Raw genomic sequence first — 18,612 nt, 5'->3', positions numbered from 1 at the left:
GGGCGTGTGGCCCGGCGCATGTCTTATAAGTCTGGTCGATCCGGGTCTAGAGCTTGCCGTCACGAATACGTAGCTGGCGTGCGCGGGTCAGGATCGCGTCCTCAACCTTGCGAACGGCCTCGGCGCTGGCGGGGCGACCACCGCTTGTATAAAGCGCAACCGACAGCGAACGAGCGTCCAGCGCGGGGTCACGTACATATACGGTGGCTTTATATGCAGCGCCGCCACCCGGCGGGCGGCCAAGGCCAAACACGATAATACCCGAGAACGGATCAGCGGCCTGTACTGGCATGAAGCTCAGGACATCCAGCGATGCATTCCAAATATAACGGTTTACTTCGACGGTAGTGTTGGGGTCGTCCACGTTCTTGAACAAATCCCAGATGGTCTCGCGCGGTTCTTCAACCTCAGGGGTATGGCCAAGACCACCACCTTGTTGTTGTGCGTTCGCGCCGCCCCCGAAAATGTTGCCGGAACCGGCGGAGCCCACCGATCCGCTACCGCCACCACAGGCGGACAGGCCAAGAATCGCGATCAATGACAGACCAAAAGCAGAAGTTCTAAGGATGCTCATAAACAGCCCCATATGCATAAATTTCCTCTTGTTAGTATATAAGCCCCTGCGGGCGGGCAAGCGTTTTCCCAAATGCCGTAGATCACCCTAATAATAATAGAATCTCTTGATATTGCGGGTTTTCGCCCGATGCGTGAATCAAACTGTGGCATAGAAGCACCAATGCGCCCTGCATTCGGTTTTCGGCGTTTCAGTCGACTTGCAATGAACGTCGGAAAGGTAGATTGAACGATGCATACTCAATTCGGATACCCCTGAATTGGGGCGAACTCTTAAATCTCATGAGGGAAAACGAAATGAAAAAGATTCTCATCGCTTCGACCGCTCTGGTCGCAACTGCTGGTTTCGCTGCCGCTGAAGTAAGCTTCTCGGGTGAAGCTGGTTTTGGTGTTGTATACAACGACACCGCCGTAAACGAGTGGGCACCTGACTACTACACCACTCTGTCGGTTTCGATGACCGGTGAAACCGACGGCGGCCTGTCGTTCGGCGCTGACTTCGACATCACCATGGACAACGGTGCAACCGCTGTTGGTGACACCGAAGTGCACATCGAAGGCGGCTTCGGCAAGCTGACCGTTGGCGCTGTTGGTTCGGCTGTTGACGCAACTCTGGGTCTGGGCGACATCGGTTACTCGGGTCTGGGCGTAGACAACGTTGCAGAATTCATGATCGACCTGAACGACGCAGGCAACATCATGTACAAAGGTTCGTTTGGTGACTTCGGTGTTGCTCTGTCGTACGACATGAACGGCGCAGAAACCTTCTCGATCGCTGCTACCTACGCCATGGGCGACTACAACTTCGGCCTGGGCTATGACGACATGGTAGACGGTTCGTCGACCATCGTTGTTAAAGCTGGCGGAAACTTCGGCGACATCGCTCTGAACGGTCTGTACTCGCGCAACAGCGACAACGACGCAACCGCTTACGGCGTACACGCTGCCTACACCATGGGCGCAGCAACCATCTCGGCTGCTTACTCGGAACTGACCGTTGGTGCAGCTTCGGTTGACGCATTCGGTCTGGGCGTTGCATACGACCTGGGCGGCGGCGCTTCGGTTAACGCTGGTATCGGTGAAAACATGTTCGGCGCAACTGTTGCCGACCTGGGCATCATCATGACCTTCTAATCCTAACGGATTATTTGGTAGGGGAAGAGCGGGCCTTGCGCCCGCTCTTTTCTTTTGGGAAACCTGTTTCCAAGCACAAGACAGGATGACCCATGGCACTTTCAGACATTCAGGACCGCATCACCAAGGAAGAGGCTCGAATGGGCCGCACACCGGGATCGGCGCAATTGATTGCCGTATCTAAGGTTCAGCCCTTGGAACGCGTGGTCGCCGTGCTGGAAGAAGGCCACCGCGTTTTCGGTGAAAACAAGGTGCAAGAGGCTGCTGGCAAATGGCCAGACTTGAAAGAGAAGTTCGATGGGGTCGAACTTCACCTGATCGGTCCGCTTCAAACCAACAAGACCCGGCAAGCAATGGGGTTGTTTGACGTAATCCATTCCGTCGACCGACCCAAGCTGGCCCGCGCCATCGCGCGCATCGCAGACGAGGAAGGCCACTGCCCGAGACTGTTCATTCAGGTGAATACGGGCGAGGAGGATCAGAAAGCAGGCGTATTGCCGGGCGATCTGGCCGAGCTTGTGGCCCTTTGCCGCGAGCTGAACCTGCCCGTGGAAGGGCTGATGTGCATCCCGCCTTCAGATGAAGAACCCAGCCTGCATTTTGCCCTGTTGGCGAAGCTGGCGAAGAAGCACGGATTCGAGGGTCTATCGATGGGTATGAGTAGTGATTTCGAACGCGCGATTGCGCAGGGTGCGACCTATGTGCGGGTTGGCTCGGCGATCTTTGGCGAACGGGACTATGCGTAGGGGCTTTGCCCCTCGAGCCTGCGGCTCTCACCCCAGGATATTTTCGGTAAGAAAATAGAGTTAGCGAACGATGATCCGGCTTTGCTGGGTCCAGCGTTCAAGAATCCAGTGCAGGTCTTTGGGCGCAAATGCCAGGCAGCCTGCCGTCGGATGGCGCGGTTTGCGCCACTGGTGCACGAAAATGGCGGAGCCTTTGCCGGGCGTCGCGTCTGGATAGTTCCAGTCGCTGAACAGCACCACGTCATAAAGCGGCGCGGTCATGCGCATTTTTTCGTGGCTATGGGCATAGTTCTGCGCGCGTAGCCCGTGATTATAGGCGGGATCTTCAGGGTCGTCGGACCAGACATCCATTGGGCCGATGCTATTCAGGTTTAGCGGAGAAACAGGTTGGGGCAGGCGATCCGCGCGAAAGCTGCCGCCCATCAAGCGCCAGACGCCACGAGGGGTCGCCCCGTCGCCCTCGTGTTTGTCATCTGTCATGCCGCCACGGCCAATGGCCACGGCAAAACGCCGTCCCATGAAGCGTGCACCCCAGCGGGTGACGACCATGTCATGACGGCGTGGGGTGATCACAGAAGATGCCCAGATTTCTTGGCTTTGGTCGCCAGATAGGCCGCGTTATGCGCGCCTTCGCCCACTTTCAGCGGCACGCGTTCGGCCACTGTGATGCCGTTGTCTTCCATCATCGCCACTTTGCGCGGGTTATTCGTCATCAGTTTGACCTGGCTGAATCCCATGGATTTCAAGATCTCCGAGCCTATGCGGAAGTCGCGCTCGTCGTCCTCAAACCCAAGGCGGTGGTTGGCCTCGACCGTGTCAAACCCTTGATCTTGCAGGGAATAGGCGCGCATCTTGTTGGCTAACCCGATGCCGCGACCCTCTTGGTTCAGGTAGAGCAACACGCCCGCGCCGCCTGCCCCCATGGCGGCCAACGCGGCGTTCAATTGCGGACCGCAATCGCATTTCAGGCTTCCCAGCACGTCGCCGGTGAAACAGGCCGAATGCAGTCGCGCCAGCACTGGTTCGTTGCGCGAAGGGCGGCCAATTTCGACGGCATAGTGTTCTTCACCACCGTCTTCGGGACGGAAGATATGAAGCCGCCCGGCCTCGCTGACTTGCATGGGCAGGCGGGCATGGACCACGGGCACCAGATGCAGATCACGCAGCGTTGCCGGATCCAGATGTACCTGTGTTAGGCCATGCGACAGGGCCAAGGCGTCCGCATCTTGCGTTTCTACCACCAACGCCGAGGGCAGAAGTTGTGCTGTTTTGCAAAGCGCAATCGCATGTGCCTCCAGCGCGTCATCTCCGCCACGGCAGGTGCGGAAGGGACCTTTCATCGGGTGCGACAGGTCATCCGCCGGATCCGCCACCGAGGTAATCCAGCGTGTGTCCGCATCCGACGGTAGCTCGATCCGGGCCACTTGGTCGGAATAAGCACGCGCCTTCAGCGTCTCGGCGCGGCGCGGCGTGATCGCCAGAACAGCGTCCCCCAAGGCGCGCAGGCTGTCCAACCGCCCGGCAGACAAGGTCTCGGCCGCTGCTGCCAGCACATCGCGCCCATCCAACCGCAAGATAACCGGCACCCCCATGCGCAGATCGGCACGGGCGCGGGCTAGAAGCTCGGTCTGGTTTGGGGCAAGCGTCATGGGCATCCTTTCCCGCCCTAGATAGGCGGTTCTGACACGATATGAAACATTTCCCGGCGAATTGACACGAGGCCGTGAGAGTTTTGTTGCATATCTTGTCATTTCCGTGCGCGCCCACAAATCTGTCAACAAGGCGACAGAGGAGGGCACCATGTCCACGTTGAAAAAGATTTTGCTGGTAGATGACGACGAGGATCTGCGCGACGCGCTGGCCGAACAGCTTTTGATGACCGAGGATTTCGACGTGTTCGAAGCCGGGAACGGGGCCGAGGCGATCACCAAGTCCAAGGAAGCCCTTTATGATCTGGTGATCTTGGATGTGGGTCTGCCCGACACCGATGGACGCGAGCTGTGCCGCGTGATGCGCAAGCAGGGCGTGAAATGCCCGATCCTGATGCTCACTGGGCATGACACCGACGCGGATACCATTCTTGGCCTGGACGCGGGTGCCAATGATTATGTGTCGAAACCCTTCAAATTCCCGGTGCTTCTGGCCCGTATTCGCGCCCAGCTGCGCCAGCATGAACAGTCCGAGGACGCCGTGTTCCAGCTTGGGCCGTACACCTTCAAGCCCTCCGTGAAGATGCTGGTGACCGAGGACGACCGCAAGGTCCGCCTGACCGAGAAAGAGACGAACATCCTGAAGTTCCTCTATCGCTCGACCGATGGTGTCGTGGCGCGTGATGTGCTGCTGCACGAGGTCTGGGGCTATAACGCTGGCGTCACCACCCACACGCTGGAAACCCACATCTATCGCCTGCGTCAGAAGATCGAGCCTGACCCCTCGAACGCACGGCTGTTGGTGACGGAAAGCGGTGGCTATCGCCTGAACGCATAAGGTCTAAACGAAAAACGGGCGCAAGGTTTCCCCTGCGCCCGTTTTCTTGTGATTTGTCGTCCGATTAGAACAAGATCGACGTCTTGAGCGAGATCACTTCAAGCGTCTTGTTGTAATCGTTCGGCATAATCTTCGACATTTTGTCGTAGGACAGCTCGACCCGGGTGGTGCCGAAGCTGGTTTCGGTCTGCGCGCCCAAACCGACTGTGAAGCCTTTGGCGCGGCTGTCAGCGAAGGTGAAAGGACCGTCTTCTGCAAGGCCAGCTGCCGTGGCAAAACCACCCATCGCCATGATCTCAAAGTTGTCGCCAACCGGAACGCCAACAAAGCCGCGGAGGCGTACGATGTTGTCCACATCACACCAATCCGGCGAGCGGCTGGTGCACGAGGGCTGTCCGTTGTCATAGGACATCTCGCCGTTTTTCAGGAAATCGAATGAAGCTTCCACACCGGTCGACCAGCCGTTCTGGAGTTCGAACCGATAACCAGCAACGGCGCCCAAGGTGACGCTGCCACCCGTGGTGCGGTCGAATGAGTCACTTTCAAGCGTCAGAACGCCAAGCGATCCACCGTAGTAGAAGCCTTGTTCTGCTGAAGCAGCGCTTGCGCCAATCAGGGAGGCAGCAAATGCGACTGCTGTGCAAATCTTTGTTTTCATTGTAGTACCCTTTGTATTCCCAATATGGTCAATGTTTTCTTATTGACGACTAGTCAATGCACCGCGCCATTACGTTGTAAATTGTTGCGAGAGAGACACTCGGGTTGGTGTCGATATAGTTGTATTCTGTGCTGCGCGGTCAGGGGTACACCCCCCTGATGGACTGGCCGGGTCCTAGTGGTCCGGGTGTCTTATTTCGTCCCGATCAACTCCATGGAAATGTCGCGACCAAATAGGCGTTCTGCGTTCTTATAGGCAATCTTCTCGGCCACGCTGCGCGGCAGCTTGGACAGCCATTGCCGGTTGGACGCGATAATGCCCTCGTAGTTGTCCCATTGGCCGTTTACCCAAGTGTCGCTGCCAACCATCAGCCGATCTTGAAAATCGAACACGATTTTTTTCCATTCGGGATCAAGATTGTCGCCGTAACCCAGTATTGCATGCTCGCGCAGTGATGTGTCCGCGACCAGCTCTGGGTATTGGGACATCAGTCTGTAAACCTCGCTGGCGGGTTCACCCAGTCCAGCATGTGCCCAAATTATTTTGACATCAGGGTCCAAATCATAGAGCCAGCGGATGGGTTCGGCGTCGGAATGAACATGCAAAAAAAGGTCCAGATTTTTCGCCATTTCAATAATGCTACGAAACAGATCTTCGTCCCACATCTTCCGATTTCGAATGTGAAATTCGCCAATTCCCTCGTGAGGGTGGGCGTGTAGCCGTCCCTCAAGATACTGCTGCATCTCGGGGAATTCAGTCCAATTCGACGAGCCCGCATTGCCATGATAAGGGCGCAACTCGGGCACCACGCGATTGGGGGCATGCTCCCACAGCATGATGGTGCCTTCATCCGGGGTGGACGAGACAAGGCCCATCGCTACGCCTGTATTGTCCATCAGTCTAATCACGGATTCGACTGGATAGGGTTCCCAAGCGGGTTCCTTATAGTGGATATGCGCGTCGAAAATCGGCAGTTCCGAAACCGCGTCACCGATTGGGTGGTCATGAGAATCAGCAATAGCTACCGAGGGTAACAGCATCGCCCAAGAGGCTAATGCGACCTTTAGCAAGGGCGTGAGGTATGATTTCAACATGGCCAGTCTTCTCCCAAGCGGCGGTGACATTGTTAGGGTAGAGCGTCCCGTCGATCCGTCAACTTTTGCCCACCGCTAGGGTGTCAGGCGTTAAACATACTCCCAACCCCATAAGCCAACCCAGCCGCGGCCCCTCCGATCAGCAGTGTTTCGATGGCGGACCGCCACCACGGGCTAAGCGACCAATGGCTTTTCAGGGCACCGATGGCAAAGAAGCTCGCCATTGTTACCCATGCTGAATAGGTGAATGCACCCTCGAGTTTGAGGATGAAGGGCAGCAAGGGGATCATGCCGGCAACAAGAAAGGCCAGAAAGGTCGTTGTGGCTGATCGCAGTGGATTAGGGTCTATTCCGCCCAGTCCGTATTCGCCTTCCATCATCAGGGCGATCCAGCGTTCCTTGTCTTTGGTGACGGCGTTGGTTGCCTCGTCCAGGATCTGATCAGACAGCCCTTTCTGGGACAGGATTTCCCGAACCTCGCGCCATTCCCCTTCGGGATTGCGCGCGATGTGCTCTTCCTCGATCTTTCGGATACGCTGAAAGTTGTCCTGCTCGGCCTTGGTCCCGGAATAGGCCGCAGCCGCCATCGAAAACCCGTCGGCCAGCACGTTTGCCAGCCCCAGGATGACGATGATGAAGGGCGAGAGCCCGGCGCCCGCGACGCCCGCGACGATGGCGAAGGTGGTCACCGCACCGTCGATCGCGCCATAAACGGCATCTTTCAGCACCCCACGTCCAGGTGGGGAGCCGATGCGCGCTGTGATTTCCTGCGGGCTGTGTCCATGTTCTGGCATAGGCGGTCTCCTTCAGGGCAGTCTGACGGAGTGTTGATCGTGTTGCCTTAAGCCAGATCAAGAGGCGGGGATGGTCGGGACGCGTTAGTCCTCCGGCCTGACCGCCTCATCCCCCATCAGATATCGTGGCCCTGCGCCCTTATCCGCGGCCACATCGTCGGGGTTGTACAGCGCGCAGCGATCCAGTGACAGGCAACCGCAGCCGATGCATCCGTCCAGCTTGTCACGCAGGCGGGTTAGAGCCTCGATCTGTTCGTCCAGTTCGGCGCGGAAATCCTGAGAGATCTCTGTCCAGTCCGTAGCAGTCGGTGTGCGGCTTTGGGGCAGGCGGGTCATTACCTCGCGGATACGATCCAGCGTGAAGCCGAACTTTTGCGCGATCATCACGAAGCTCAGACGGCGGATGTCCGATCGCAAAAACCGCCTCTGCCCACCCGCGTTGCGCTCGGGCGCGACCAGTCCCTGTGTTTCGTAATATCGGATCGCGGACACGGCCAACCCGGTGCGGTCTGCCAGTGTGCCGATGGAAATCTCGTTTCTGCGTTCCATGAAAACCCCCGAAAGAAAAAGCTTGAGCTAAAGTTAGCTTTAGGAATTATCAACCGAGTCGCACCAAAGATCAAGGAGGCCAAAATGGCAAATCTAGAGCATGTGAATGTGACCGTAAGCGACCCTAAAGCAACCGCCGCATGGTTGGGCGCTGTGTTCGGCTGGACCACCCGTTGGGAAGGTGATGCAATATCGGGCGGCTACACCGCCCACGTGGGGGATGAAGGCAGCTATGTGGCTCTATACACGCCCAATATGGCGATCAAGGACCCTCAGCATTCCTATACAACCCGTGCCGGTTTGAACCATGTCGGGGTTGTTGTGGACGATATCGACGCCACCGAAGCGCGGGTAAAAGCGGCTGGTTTTAAACCCCACAATCACGCGGATTACGAACCGGGGAAGCGGTTCTATTTCGATGACCATGACGGTGTGGAATGGGAAATTGTGTCTTATGCCTGATCCGCTTGGATCAAACCTCGGGCCGGTGCTGCATCAGCCAACTTTTCACGTCAGCCAGTCGGCCGCGTGCAATTGGCACGGAGTTGCCGTTTGACAGCAACAACACCGGATTTCCCTCGTGGCGCTTGCGGCCAGTGACCGCTTTCTTCGCGACCCAATGCGAGCGATGACACTGAATTCCGTCTGTGTCATCGCACATCGCCACGAAATCCTTCAACGCACCACGCAACAAAAGCTCGGTCTGCTCGAATACAAACTCAAGGTAATGCTCTTGCGACCGGACATGCAGAAGCGAGGCGAGATGGATTCCCTTTTCGTCGAACAAAATGGTCCGCGGTTCAGGGGGGGCGGGCTTTGCCGCAGCTGGATAGGGCGCCGCGGTTTTACCCTCCCAAAAGAAGGGCAGAATGCTTGTAACGATCAGAAGTTCCACAAGTCCGGCGATCAGCAAGTTTCGCGCAAAATCGCCGAAAGTCAGGCTGGCAGACAGGAAAGTGCTTTGCGTCAGAACGCTGACCAAAACCGTGCTTGTGAAAACAGCCCCCACGGTTGCAATCGCCGTTGCCGGATAGTTGAACACGGCAGCTCCGACCTTCAGGCGATCCCGGATCAGGTGGACCGCGCGGATCAGCAGGTACCAGTACAAAGTGGTCAAGTAGACGCCAATCAGCCAAAAAATGATGCGGGTCAGGTAGGGCGCAGGAATGTTGAACAGCGTTTGTTTGTATGTTGCAAGCGCAAGAGCAATCAAAATGAACGCCCCATTCATCCGCCCAGAGCTGAGCAGGCGATGTAGGACGCTCCAATCACATGTAATGCGTGTGCCATTGATGGCAATTACATGCATTTCGTTCCAACGGGCTGTATTTGCTGGTGTTCTCATGCGATCAGAATCTCAGTCATGGGGGAGTGAGGCGCGACAAAATGCTGTTTGGCAGGTTGGCCGTTTGATGGTGGGTTGAGTAATTAGTTTTTACCATGATGTTAGAGCGCCAGTGTTCCAATACACTTGGTGCTCTTTTCTATTCCAAAGGTGCAAATAATTTCTGAATGGTGCCAGCTTTGTTTTTCTGGCAAGTCTTATGGCTCAAGCGATCTACAACCCGCATTAACAGGAAGACGCCCGATGAGCTTTACCCTTGCTACCTGGAACATCAACTCGGTCCGTCTGCGCGAGCCGATTGTGCTGAAGCTTTTGGAAGAAGAAGCGCCTGATGTGCTGTGTCTTCAGGAGTGTAAAAGCCCGGTCGAGAAGATCCCCCTAGAGGGCTTCGCGGCGCTGGGCTACACCCACATGGTTGCGCGCGGGCAGAAGGGCTATAACGGCGTTGCGATCCTGTCGCGCATCCCGATGGTCGAGGCTGAGAGCTTCGACTTCGCAGAGCTGGGCCACGCCCGTCATATCGCAGGGCAGCTGGAAAACGGTGTGACGGTTCACAACTTCTATGTTCCTGCGGGCGGCGATGTGCCGGATCGTGAAGTGAACGAGAAGTTTGGTCAGAAGCTCGATTATCTTTCCGACATGCGCGATCATTTCCGGCGCGAAAAACCGTCGAAATCTATTCTTGTGGGCGATTTGAACATCGCTCCGCGCGAAGATGACGTCTGGTCGCACAAGAAGCTTCTGAAAGTGGTCAGCCACACACCGATCGAGGTCGAGGCGCTGGGCGACGTACAGGACGCTGCTGGCTGGGTCGACATCACCCGTCAGGATATCCCGGAAGGACAGCTTTACAGCTGGTGGTCCTATCGTGCCCGTGATTGGGATGTCGCCGACAAAGGTCGCCGTCTGGATCACGTCTGGGCTACGTCCGATATCTCGAACGCGGGTCACGGCTCGCGGGTGGTACGCGATGCGCGCGGCTGGGAAAAGCCGTCGGATCACGCGCCGGTATTCGCGACATTCGACCTTTAAAACCTGCCTGACCCACGCCATATAAACGGTAAATCTATTAAACGGAGCCAAAGCCATGGAATTCGGACTGGACGGCGCGTCTGCGGGCGTGGAACTGATCAAAGATGTGGGTGAAGCAACCTTCATGCAGGACGTGATCGAAGCCTCGCAAGAGGCGCCGGTGATCGTCGATTTCTGGGCGCCGTGGTGCGGCCCGTGCAAGACGCTTGGCCCCGCTTTGGAAGCTGCCGTAACCGAGGCAGGCGGCAAGGTGCGCATGGCCAAGGTGAATGTCGATGAAAATCAGGCGATCGCAGGCCAGATGCGCGTGCAGTCGATCCCGACCGTCTATGCTTTCTTTCAGGGGCAGCCTGTGGATGGTTTCCAAGGTGCGGTCCCCCCCAGCGAAATCAAAGCTTTCGTGGAACGCGTCGCCGAATTGGCGGGCGACGGCGGGCTGGCGGATGCCATTGCCGCCGCTGACGAAATGCTGGAAGCGGGCGAAGTTCAGGACGCTGCCCAAACCTATGCTGCGATCCTTGAGGAAGATCAAAACTCGGCCGCAGCCTATGCCGGTCTGGCCCGCACACATCTGGCCGTGGACAACGCGGATGATGCCGAGGCAACCCTGAATGGCGCCCCTGCCGAAATCTCGGAAGCGCCTGAAATCGAGGCTGTCCGCGCCCAGATCGAACTGGCCCGCCAAGCCGAAAACGCGGGTCCCCTGGCCGAGTTGCGTGCGGCTGTCGACGCCAACCCCGACGACCATCAGTCGCGTTTTGATCTGGCGATTGCGATGAATGCAGACGGTGATGTGCAGGGTGCTGTGGATGAGCTGTTGGAGCTTTTCCGCAGGGATAGAGACTGGAATGACGCGGCCGCCAAGCAGCAGCTGTTCACCATTTTCGATGCTCTGGACGCCAAGGATCCGATCGCGTTGACCGGCCGTCGCAAGCTGTCGTCGATGATCTTTGTGTGAATGGAAAAGTCGCGCTAGACTGGTGTCATGATCTCATCAGCTGACTTGCCGGATACTCTTCCGATCTTCCCTTTGCCGGGCGCGCTGCTTTTGCCCCGTGGCCGGCTTCCCCTGCATGTGTTCGAACCGCGCTATCTTGCGATGGTCGACGATGTGCTGAAAACACCCCAGCGGTTGCTTGGTATGATCCAACCCATTGGCGAGGAATGCGGCGAGGATACACGGCTGCACAGCATCGGGTGCGCGGGGCGGATTACCTCGTTCACGGAAACCGATGACGGGCGCTATATGATCACGTTGACCGGTGTGTCCCGCTTCCGTCTGGGACAGGTGGAATCAGGCTTCATGCCCTATCTGAAAGCGCAGATGGGCTGGGACAGTTTCAACCGTGACCTTGGCAAAGCCGAGCATGACACCGCCCTGAACCGCGAGACGTTTCTGGCGCTGCTGACCCGCTATTTCAATCTGCAGGAATTGCAGACCGATTGGGAAAGCCTTGAAGAGGCCGAGGACGAGTTGTTGATCAATGCCCTATCCATGTTGTGCCCCTTTGCGGCCGAGGATAAGCAGGCTCTGCTAGAGGCCCCCTCGCTGCCAACGCGCCGTGAGACTCTGGTAACTCTTATGGAATTTGCGTTGCGCAAAGGCGCGGGCGAGGAGAAAGTTCAATGACCACCCCAGCTGAAACCAAGTTCGACCGCCGCATGATCGAGGCACTGGTCTGCCCTGTCACGCAGACGCAGTTGACCTATGACGCGGATAAGCAAGAGCTGCTGTCGAAAGCCGCCAATCTGGCCTTTCCGATCCGTGGTGGCATCCCGGTGATGTTGGTCGATGAGGCGCGCAAGATCGAAGACTGACCAAAGCAGTCGACGCCAGACCCACTTAGAACCAGTTGATCCGATCGCGGAAGTCCCGCCGCTCGGGGAAGCGGTGTTCGTGTTCTTTCAACAGGTTCTTGGCCGCATCTGGCGACCGCAAGGGACGGCAAAGGGTGATCAGGCGCTCAAGGTAATTGGGCGTTGCGGGCTCCAACTTTGACGCAGCTTCGAAGCATTCAAAAGCGGGCTCGAAATCGCGCGCCTGAACATAGCGCTTGCCGAACAGGGCCAAAGCTTCAGCACTGCTGGCGAACACATCTTTGTTGGCGTCGTAAAGCTTGAACAAGTCTTCGCTGTCACCCAGCTTGTCCAGCATCCGAGCCGACGCCAGAAGCGCTTCGAGTGTGTCTTCCTTTTCCTGACCCGCCGGGCTTTCGATATAGCTTTGCACGACATTGGCCATGATCCGCGCCACCAAATCCGGTGACACGTGGCGATAGTCACCCCGCGACCAAGCCACGGTCGGGTTGGATAGAGTGACGAACTCGTAAGACGGAAAGTAGTCCACACCTTCGCGGTTCAGCACGAACTGTTCAAGCGCGGCGCGTTGAACGGATTTGGAATAAGCGTTGGCAACCAGCACATCCATATCGCGGAACGTAGACAGAAGCGGCACTGGCGAGACCGTCAACAGCATCTTCAGCGGCTTGGAGCGGTGCTTTGTCAGAAGGGCATAGATTTCTTCAAGCCCTTCAAGCACGTCCTGAAAACTGAGCACACGGAATTCGAAACGCTCGGGCTCGGCATTCACCATGGGTTGCGGGGGCGAGACATTCAGATAGATGCCCAGCTTGTTGTCATACCAAGTCTCGACATAGCCCAGCGTGATGATGATCACATCTGCGTCCAGAACACGGCCCATGACGCCCGTAAACCGCTGACGGAAATCCATAATCTCGTCCAGCGGATACTTCAGCCGAGCCATGCCAAGTTGCAGGTCAGCGTATTCTTCGCCGTTGTTGACCGGATAAATGATATCTTCGCCGGGGAAGGTTTCAGGCTCGAGCGCCCAACGGATTTCATTCAGGACCGAGTGGATCGAGTACTTGTTATAGAAGTTCGCAGCGAACCCGAGGCTTTCACCAATCGGTCCAAGATCCAATTCGCGGCTGGTCACGGTCAGGCCGTTGTCGATCAGCGCGCTTTCGACGTTACGCGCAAAGCAAGATCCGATGGTGAAAATCGTGTCAGTTTGCTGGATGCTGAAAGACGGTTTCGCGGCAGGCGAGGCCAAAGGGTAAAGCCGGTCCCCGTCCCGTTCGGGCGAGGGATAACGTCGCAGTTTGTTGCGCCGAATCCTTTGAAAAGCTTCTGCGCCCGGGATGGACTCGAGGGGATGGTCAGTCATCCGGTTACCCAATAATTGAAAAACATCTAGAATGTTATACACCTCAAGACCTTAAGGAAAAGGTATACTGAGCAACTCCAGAAAATATCCCAGTGGTGATCAGTCAGTGATCCGTTTCAGAAGGGCAGCGAGGCTAGGATTGGCCGGATGTGCGGCCTGTACTTTTTCGACAAGATGCCGGGCGCTTTGCACATCATTGGCGATCAGCGCCTGTTCGGCGAGTTCGATCAGAGCATCCGGGTTGTCCGGGGCAAGGTCCAAAGCTTTCTGAATGGCGTTACGGGCTTCGTCTGGACGGTTCTCTTGCCGCAGCAACTGGCCGAGCAGCACGAACCGGCCCGGGCGGTCGGGCTGGGGGAACATGGTGACGGATTTGCGAGCCAGATCAATTGCTTCGGGAAGGTTCCCACGAAGGGTCAGAACCTTAATCAACTGAGCAATAACGGCCCGCGCCCTTGGCGACGTCTCGTGCGCATTGCGTAAGATTTCTTCTGCAGTTTCAAGCTGTCGTTTGCCGATTTTCACCCCGGCCAACATAACGCTGAACTGTGGATCGTTTTTGAACTTGAGCAACGCCGTCGTGAACAACCGCTCGGCATCATCCAGACGCCGCTCGCGCTGGGCCAACGCCCCTGCCATCAGATAGAATTCGCGCGACGTTGCGCCAAGCTTTTCGAGCCGCTTCAGAATACCCGCAGCCGCCTCGCGCGAGCGGTGGCGGATCAGAATCTCTGCATATTGCACAAGTCCGCCTTCGTCGGTGGCATCGGCAAGCACGGTCTCCATCTGATCCAACGCGGACGAGGCCTGTGGGTTCTTGGCGTCGTAGGCGAAATTCGATGGGTAAGCGTTGGGTGATTTATGGAAGGTCAGCGCATCATGGGTGCGCTCGATCGAATACACCATTGGGGCAAGCGCATCTATCGTGGCTTCTGGATAGTGAACAAGGATCTCGACATGATCGACCAAGGTGAACCGGTACATCGCATATTCCATCACCTCTCCGTTCGGATCGAAATCATGTGCCGGATCATCACTGCGCAGAACCAGAACGCTGTTGTCGCCCATGTCAGACAGGCGGGCCTCTAAGATATCGGCGTCAAAAGGTGCATCTTCGGACAGGGTCCAGATCGCGATGTCAGCTGCACTGTCGTTTTGCGCCGTCGCCGTGGGGCCCGTCAGCTTTGTCAAAGCGGTCAGATCTACATCGTCACGCCCGTGGAAAATCAGCTTGGGTAGTTTGTGTTCAAAGCGTTCGAAAAGAGATGAGGTAAACACATCCCGGTCCGCTCTTGTCGTGTCACGTTTATGCAGGGCAATGATGTTGTGATACCGCTCCATCCCCGCGACGTCTTGGATCAGGGGATCATCGCTGTCTGTGTTCAGCTGCTGCATCAATATACCGAAGAAGCCAACGCTGTTGGGTTCATCCAGTGTCAGAGAGCCACCAAACCGCGGATGGAACGAGGTCTGGACATCCTCGGCGATATAGATGCCGCCGGGCGCAAGAGTTGGAAACAGAAGGTGATAGCTTTCGACGATGTGTTCGTTTCGGTGCGATCCGTCGTCGATGATAATGTCGAAAGGACCGCGTTCTGCGATCACCTCGTGCAGAAAATCTGGGTCAACCTGGCTGCCCTGAAGGATCTTGACCCGAGGGCCAAAATCCAAGGTCTTTTTCTGAATGTCGATCCCGGTGACTTCCCCGTTCTTGAAGAAGTCGCGCCACATTCTCAGGGACTGCCCACCTCGGTCGACGTCAGCATAGCCGCCGACGCCGATCTCGAGGATTTTCACTGGCTTGTCGCGCAGATGCGCCAGCAGTTTGAAATAGTTGGGCGTGTAGTCGTGATAGCCGAACTTATCGGTGCCGTGCAGGATTGCGAGCGTCGAAAGAGGATCGGTCACGATGTGGTGCTCCTGCTTAGGTTTGCACACTTGGGGTCTGCACGGCGGGTCGAATTACTTCCTTTCGAACGGCTTGAAGGCCTGCTTCTGCGACACTTCCAGCTCGGCCAAGGATTCCTTCCGCTGATCGTCGTCCAAGTGCTGCCACGGGGTGGAATCTTCGATAAAGCCACCCTCTTTCAGACGCTCGTACATGACGGTGAAGTCGACCTCGCCAAAGGATACACGGCTGGGGCGGTTGTCGGATTCCGGGATCCAGTTGCGCAAGAGCGCGCTGACGGTGGTGGTCTCGATCCCTTGGAAGGCTTTCATCTGGCGGGCAAAGTACTGGTCCAGATTTCCTGCGCGCCGGGCGATGCAGGCCACTTTTTGATCGGCGTCACCCACAAGTGCCGCCAGATGCAAAGGCGAGCAATCGGTCGATACAATGTAGCGTGCGGCGCGATAGGCTTCGATCTGTTCTTGGAAGTTGTGCTTTTGCGGATGGAAAGGCACATAGCCTTCGGCCTCAAGCTTCTCTTCCAGAAACTTCTCGCCCAGAATACTGCCGCGTTGCGGGGGAAGTTGCGTGCGTGAGACATAGATTTTTTCCGGGCCTTTGGGGGCCGGAGCGTGATCGCTGATGCGGTTCACAAAATCACGGAATTCGGGTGCGCCTTCGATCATGTCGAACATGCCGAAGCCCTGCTGCGGGACGTACAGCTTTTCAACGCGGGTCGGGTCTTCAATGTTGAACAGGGGAACGTCGATGCCCAGCATTTCGGACAGAGGCTTGAAGACGTTCAGAACGTGCTGTGGGCGGTTCTGGAATTTGGGAACCCAGACCACTCCGTCAATTTTGTCACGCAGTTGATCCACAGCCCAGAAGCGACAAATGCTTTCCACCAGGAAGTGACCGAAATGGCCAAACAGGGGGCCCGCGAACATGTACCTGCCCTTTAGTTCGACGATGTCTTCGGCCGCAGGCATGGGGGGTTCAAGGTTGATCTGGTTGGTGTTGCGCCATGTTATGCTGTTGGCGACGAAATTGCCGTCAGCATCCAGAACGCCCGACTTCTGAACGGATCGGTTGGCGTCCCCTTTAGGGGGCGGCACGACAAGCGCGTTGTCCAGTACGTCAATCTTGTCCGAGATGCTGTCAGCCAGCGAGGGGGCACTTAAAGTCATGTGTTTATCTTATCCGTTTTGCCTGTTGGGTGCCGCTGCTTCACCTTGTTCGCAAGGGCGGTGTGGTTGTGATCAGATAGCCATTCAGCCAGTTGCAATGCAAGCTGATCCCGGCCTCGCGCCTGTAACCGGTCGGCCAATCCGTTCAGAAACCACGGAAGGTCACGCCGAGTGCGGTAAAGCGCATAGTAACGCGCGGGCGTCAGTTGCCCGTCCGCTGCATCACGCACGAGTGTTTTCAGGATGTCGGCCCGGCGCAGAAACAGCGCGGACTTATGCGAGGAGTACCAGCTTTTCAGAAAGGTGATGTTCGTCCCGTCATAGCGCGCGGCGTGACGGGCGTCGGGTTCAAAATAGGGGTCATACACCACAAAAACCTGATCGGCTTGGCTGCAATGTCGGGCCGCATCCGCGTAGCGACCGGACCAATCCTGTTTTCGGCCAGAGTTGAAGCGCTCTTCCCATGGAACCAGCCCTTCATCCAGCGTGGATTGCGGAGAGAATGCCAATACCGTGCAGCCCGGCACCAGATCGGCAAGGGCTGTGGCGGCATAAGCCCCCATCGAGGTGCCGGTCAGGACTACTTTCTTGTAGCCTTGAAAGAATCCCTCTGCGGCCAGCTTCTCGAACGCGTCAAACAGGTCGTCGTCGCGGTACCAATAGCGTTCGAACGCAAGCACGCCCAGATGCGACCAACCTTCGTCACGATAGAAGGGATAGCCCCAAGTCTCGCGCGACAGAGCGGGGTCATTGACGCTGGACAGGTTGTCGAAGGACACGATCAGGACGTCCGATTCCCGGTCTGCGAATTGCAGCGCACATTTGGGAAGCGACTGATAAAACCCTTTCCGATGATCGCTACGGCGGAAATCAGCCAGCCAGCGCGGGGCGGTGTCGATCTGCACAGCAGGGGCACTTTCTTCCGAAGCGAACTCTTCTGCCTGATCTGAAGGCGGTGCCATAAACGCCAAGAGCGCCGCATCCTCGGGACTCTCAGGGTTCAGTTCTGCGTGCATCTTGGTGATCGCCTGCATATGTGCCGCGACACAGTCCTGATGCGCTGTGCGCACACCGGGCAGGTTCATCAGCGCCTCGATCTGCGCCGACAGTCGGGTGGCGAAGGGCAGCATCACCGGGCGGCGCTGGGCGTTGCAGTTGAACCGGGCATAGGCGCTGGCCGCATAGTTCTGGGTGTCGCTGCCGGGAAGGCTTGAACCAAGCGATTGCAGAACAAAGCTTTCCGTGCTGCGGATCTTATAGTGGTGCACTTCGCACAGGTCTCGACCGTCCTGACCAGCGGGCGCACGCCAGCCCTTTTGTTGCAGGCCCGTATCGAACCGATCACCCGAGCCGTTCAACCAGACGAAGTTCGGGTCGGTTTGATGGTCAGCAATCAGTACTGGCCGATGCGGCTTCAGTTGCTCGACCACGGGCGGGCGGAACAGCGTTTTCAGACCGGGATGTGGGTTTTGATGCAGCGCGTCATCGGACGCGGCGCAGGTGAATTGCAGTGCTACGGGGGCGTCGACAAATGCCGTCTGTCCGCAATCCCCGAAGAATCGCCAGCAAGGGCTGATCGCTTGTGCATCCGGGGCGGTGGCCAGCAGCGTCTCAAGGCTGCCGTCCCCGGTGTGAACAACCAAAAACTCGTCCACATCCAGCACCATTGCCCAGTCGGCGTCCTGCACATCCGGCAGGTTCACCGCTTTGTTCAACGCGCGGGTGGCGTGGTCTAGGGCAGCCTCTGGATCGGAATTGTCGACGTGATTGATTACGCCCGCGTCAGCCAATGCCTGCAACAACGGGGTTGAGCCGTCTTGCGAAGGGTCGTCAAAAATCACGATCCGGTCAAAGCCGATCATCCGGTGCCATGCAATCCATTCGACCAGATAGGGCCCTTCGTTGCGGGCAGCTGTGACAAGCGTGTGTCGGGGCATC

The 18,612-nt window shown here is 57.2% G+C and carries 20 protein-coding genes; 8 read left to right on the top strand and 12 right to left on the bottom strand.

The features are described from left to right. Positions 1-46: 46 nt before the first annotated feature. Positions 47-574: a DUF3576 domain-containing protein gene (locus ALP8811_RS14085; protein ID WP_108858297.1), complete on the bottom strand. Its 528-nt coding sequence runs from the start codon at positions 572-574 to the stop codon at positions 47-49. A gap of 296 nt (positions 575-870) precedes the next feature. Between ALP8811_RS14085 and ALP8811_RS14080 the strand changes: the two genes are divergently transcribed. Continuing rightward, complete coding sequence (locus tag ALP8811_RS14080; RefSeq protein ID WP_181363778.1) at positions 871-1,707, top strand: porin; 837 nt, start codon at positions 871-873, stop codon at positions 1,705-1,707. Positions 1,708-1,799: 92 nt separating this feature from the next. Next, positions 1,800-2,453, top strand: a complete 654-nt coding sequence (locus tag ALP8811_RS14075; protein ID WP_108857894.1) for a YggS family pyridoxal phosphate-dependent enzyme — start codon at positions 1,800-1,802, stop codon at positions 2,451-2,453. A 60-nt stretch (positions 2,454-2,513) separates the two neighbouring features. Here the strand turns inward: ALP8811_RS14075 and ALP8811_RS14070 are convergent, their stop codons facing one another. Together ALP8811_RS14070 and ribA are read right to left on the bottom strand one after the other, a co-directional pair. Next, positions 2,514-3,002, bottom strand: coding sequence for a L,D-transpeptidase family protein (locus ALP8811_RS14070; protein WP_108858296.1), 489 nt, complete (start codon positions 3,000-3,002; stop codon positions 2,514-2,516). Positions 3,003-3,022: 20 nt separating this feature from the next. Then, positions 3,023-4,102 carry a GTP cyclohydrolase II gene (gene ribA, locus ALP8811_RS14065; protein ID WP_108857893.1) on the bottom strand — a complete coding sequence of 360 codons (1,080 nt, stop codon included), beginning with the start codon at positions 4,100-4,102 and terminating at the stop codon, positions 3,023-3,025. A 151-nt stretch (positions 4,103-4,253) separates the two neighbouring features. Between ribA and ALP8811_RS14060 the strand changes: the two genes are divergently transcribed. Then, on the top strand, positions 4,254-4,940 hold the full coding sequence (locus tag ALP8811_RS14060) for a response regulator transcription factor (protein ID WP_108857892.1): 687 nt from the start codon (positions 4,254-4,256) through the stop codon (positions 4,938-4,940). Positions 4,941-5,004: 64 nt separating this feature from the next. On the opposite strand, the gene ALP8811_RS14055 is transcribed toward ALP8811_RS14060, so the two are convergent. The 4 genes from ALP8811_RS14055 to soxR all read right to left on the bottom strand — a co-directional run bounded on the left by ALP8811_RS14055 (position 5,005) and on the right by soxR (position 8,035). Then, positions 5,005-5,598 carry an outer membrane beta-barrel protein gene (locus tag ALP8811_RS14055; RefSeq protein ID WP_108857891.1) on the bottom strand — a complete coding sequence of 198 codons (594 nt, stop codon included), beginning with the start codon at positions 5,596-5,598 and terminating at the stop codon, positions 5,005-5,007. 191 nt (positions 5,599-5,789) lie between these two features. Continuing rightward, a complete protein-coding gene (locus tag ALP8811_RS14050; protein ID WP_108857890.1) occupies positions 5,790-6,692 on the bottom strand; it encodes an amidohydrolase family protein in 903 nt (300 codons plus the stop codon). Positions 6,693-6,775: 83 nt separating this feature from the next. Next, a complete protein-coding gene (locus tag ALP8811_RS14045; protein ID WP_108857889.1) occupies positions 6,776-7,486 on the bottom strand; it encodes a VIT1/CCC1 transporter family protein in 711 nt (236 codons plus the stop codon). An 84-nt stretch (positions 7,487-7,570) separates the two neighbouring features. Next, on the bottom strand, positions 7,571-8,035 hold the full coding sequence (gene soxR / locus ALP8811_RS14040) for a redox-sensitive transcriptional activator SoxR (protein ID WP_108857888.1): 465 nt from the start codon (positions 8,033-8,035) through the stop codon (positions 7,571-7,573). Between the two features lie 84 nt (positions 8,036-8,119). Here soxR and ALP8811_RS14035 point away from each other — a divergent pair, with 84 nt between their 5' ends. Beyond that, positions 8,120-8,497 (top strand): VOC family protein, encoded by a 378-nt coding sequence (locus tag ALP8811_RS14035; protein ID WP_108857887.1) that lies wholly within the window; start codon positions 8,120-8,122, stop codon positions 8,495-8,497. A 10-nt stretch (positions 8,498-8,507) separates the two neighbouring features. On the opposite strand, the gene ALP8811_RS14030 is transcribed toward ALP8811_RS14035, so the two are convergent. After that, entirely contained in the window at positions 8,508-9,380 is an 873-nt protein-coding gene (locus ALP8811_RS14030; protein WP_108857886.1) for a LytTR family DNA-binding domain-containing protein, read from the bottom strand. A gap of 243 nt (positions 9,381-9,623) precedes the next feature. Here ALP8811_RS14030 and ALP8811_RS14025 point away from each other — a divergent pair, with 243 nt between their 5' ends. Genes ALP8811_RS14025 through ALP8811_RS14010 form a run of 4 tightly spaced genes read left to right on the top strand, consistent with a single transcriptional unit; the run spans position 9,624 to position 12,230 of the window. Next, positions 9,624-10,412, top strand: coding sequence for an exodeoxyribonuclease III (locus ALP8811_RS14025; RefSeq protein WP_108857885.1), 789 nt, complete (start codon positions 9,624-9,626; stop codon positions 10,410-10,412). Between the two features lie 55 nt (positions 10,413-10,467). Then, positions 10,468-11,370 (top strand): thioredoxin, encoded by a 903-nt coding sequence (gene trxA / locus ALP8811_RS14020; RefSeq protein WP_108857884.1) that lies wholly within the window; start codon positions 10,468-10,470, stop codon positions 11,368-11,370. Positions 11,371-11,397: 27 nt separating this feature from the next. Next, positions 11,398-12,042: an LON peptidase substrate-binding domain-containing protein gene (locus tag ALP8811_RS14015; RefSeq protein ID WP_108857883.1), complete on the top strand. Its 645-nt coding sequence runs from the start codon at positions 11,398-11,400 to the stop codon at positions 12,040-12,042. Then, positions 12,039-12,230 (top strand): Trm112 family protein, encoded by a 192-nt coding sequence (locus ALP8811_RS14010; RefSeq protein WP_108857882.1) that lies wholly within the window; start codon positions 12,039-12,041, stop codon positions 12,228-12,230. The genes ALP8811_RS14015 and ALP8811_RS14010 overlap by 4 nt, the downstream gene beginning before the upstream one ends. Positions 12,231-12,255: 25 nt before the next feature. On the opposite strand, the gene ALP8811_RS14005 is transcribed toward ALP8811_RS14010, so the two are convergent. The 4 genes from ALP8811_RS14005 to ALP8811_RS13990 all read right to left on the bottom strand — a co-directional run bounded on the left by ALP8811_RS14005 (position 12,256) and on the right by ALP8811_RS13990 (position 18,611). Next, the gene (locus ALP8811_RS14005) at positions 12,256-13,599 is read right to left on the bottom strand and encodes a GSCFA domain-containing protein (RefSeq protein ID WP_108857881.1); all 1,344 of its coding nucleotides are present in this window, start codon (positions 13,597-13,599) and stop codon (positions 12,256-12,258) included. 99 nt (positions 13,600-13,698) lie between these two features. After that, the gene (locus tag ALP8811_RS14000) at positions 13,699-15,507 is read right to left on the bottom strand and encodes a tetratricopeptide repeat protein (RefSeq protein ID WP_108857880.1); all 1,809 of its coding nucleotides are present in this window, start codon (positions 15,505-15,507) and stop codon (positions 13,699-13,701) included. 54 nt (positions 15,508-15,561) lie between these two features. Next, positions 15,562-16,674 (bottom strand): glycosyltransferase family 61 protein, encoded by a 1,113-nt coding sequence (locus ALP8811_RS13995; protein ID WP_108857879.1) that lies wholly within the window; start codon positions 16,672-16,674, stop codon positions 15,562-15,564. Next, entirely contained in the window at positions 16,671-18,611 is a 1,941-nt protein-coding gene (locus ALP8811_RS13990) for a glycosyltransferase family 2 protein (RefSeq protein WP_108857878.1), read from the bottom strand. The genes ALP8811_RS13995 and ALP8811_RS13990 overlap by 4 nt, the downstream gene beginning before the upstream one ends. Position 18,612: the final 1 nt, after the last annotated feature.

The sequence above is a fragment of the Aliiroseovarius pelagivivens genome (genome assembly GCF_900302485.1).
Classification (GTDB): domain Bacteria; phylum Pseudomonadota; class Alphaproteobacteria; order Rhodobacterales; family Rhodobacteraceae; genus Aliiroseovarius; species Aliiroseovarius pelagivivens.
The sequence above is the reverse complement of the archived record's forward strand: the minus strand, read 5'-3'. Positions and strand labels throughout refer to the sequence as shown.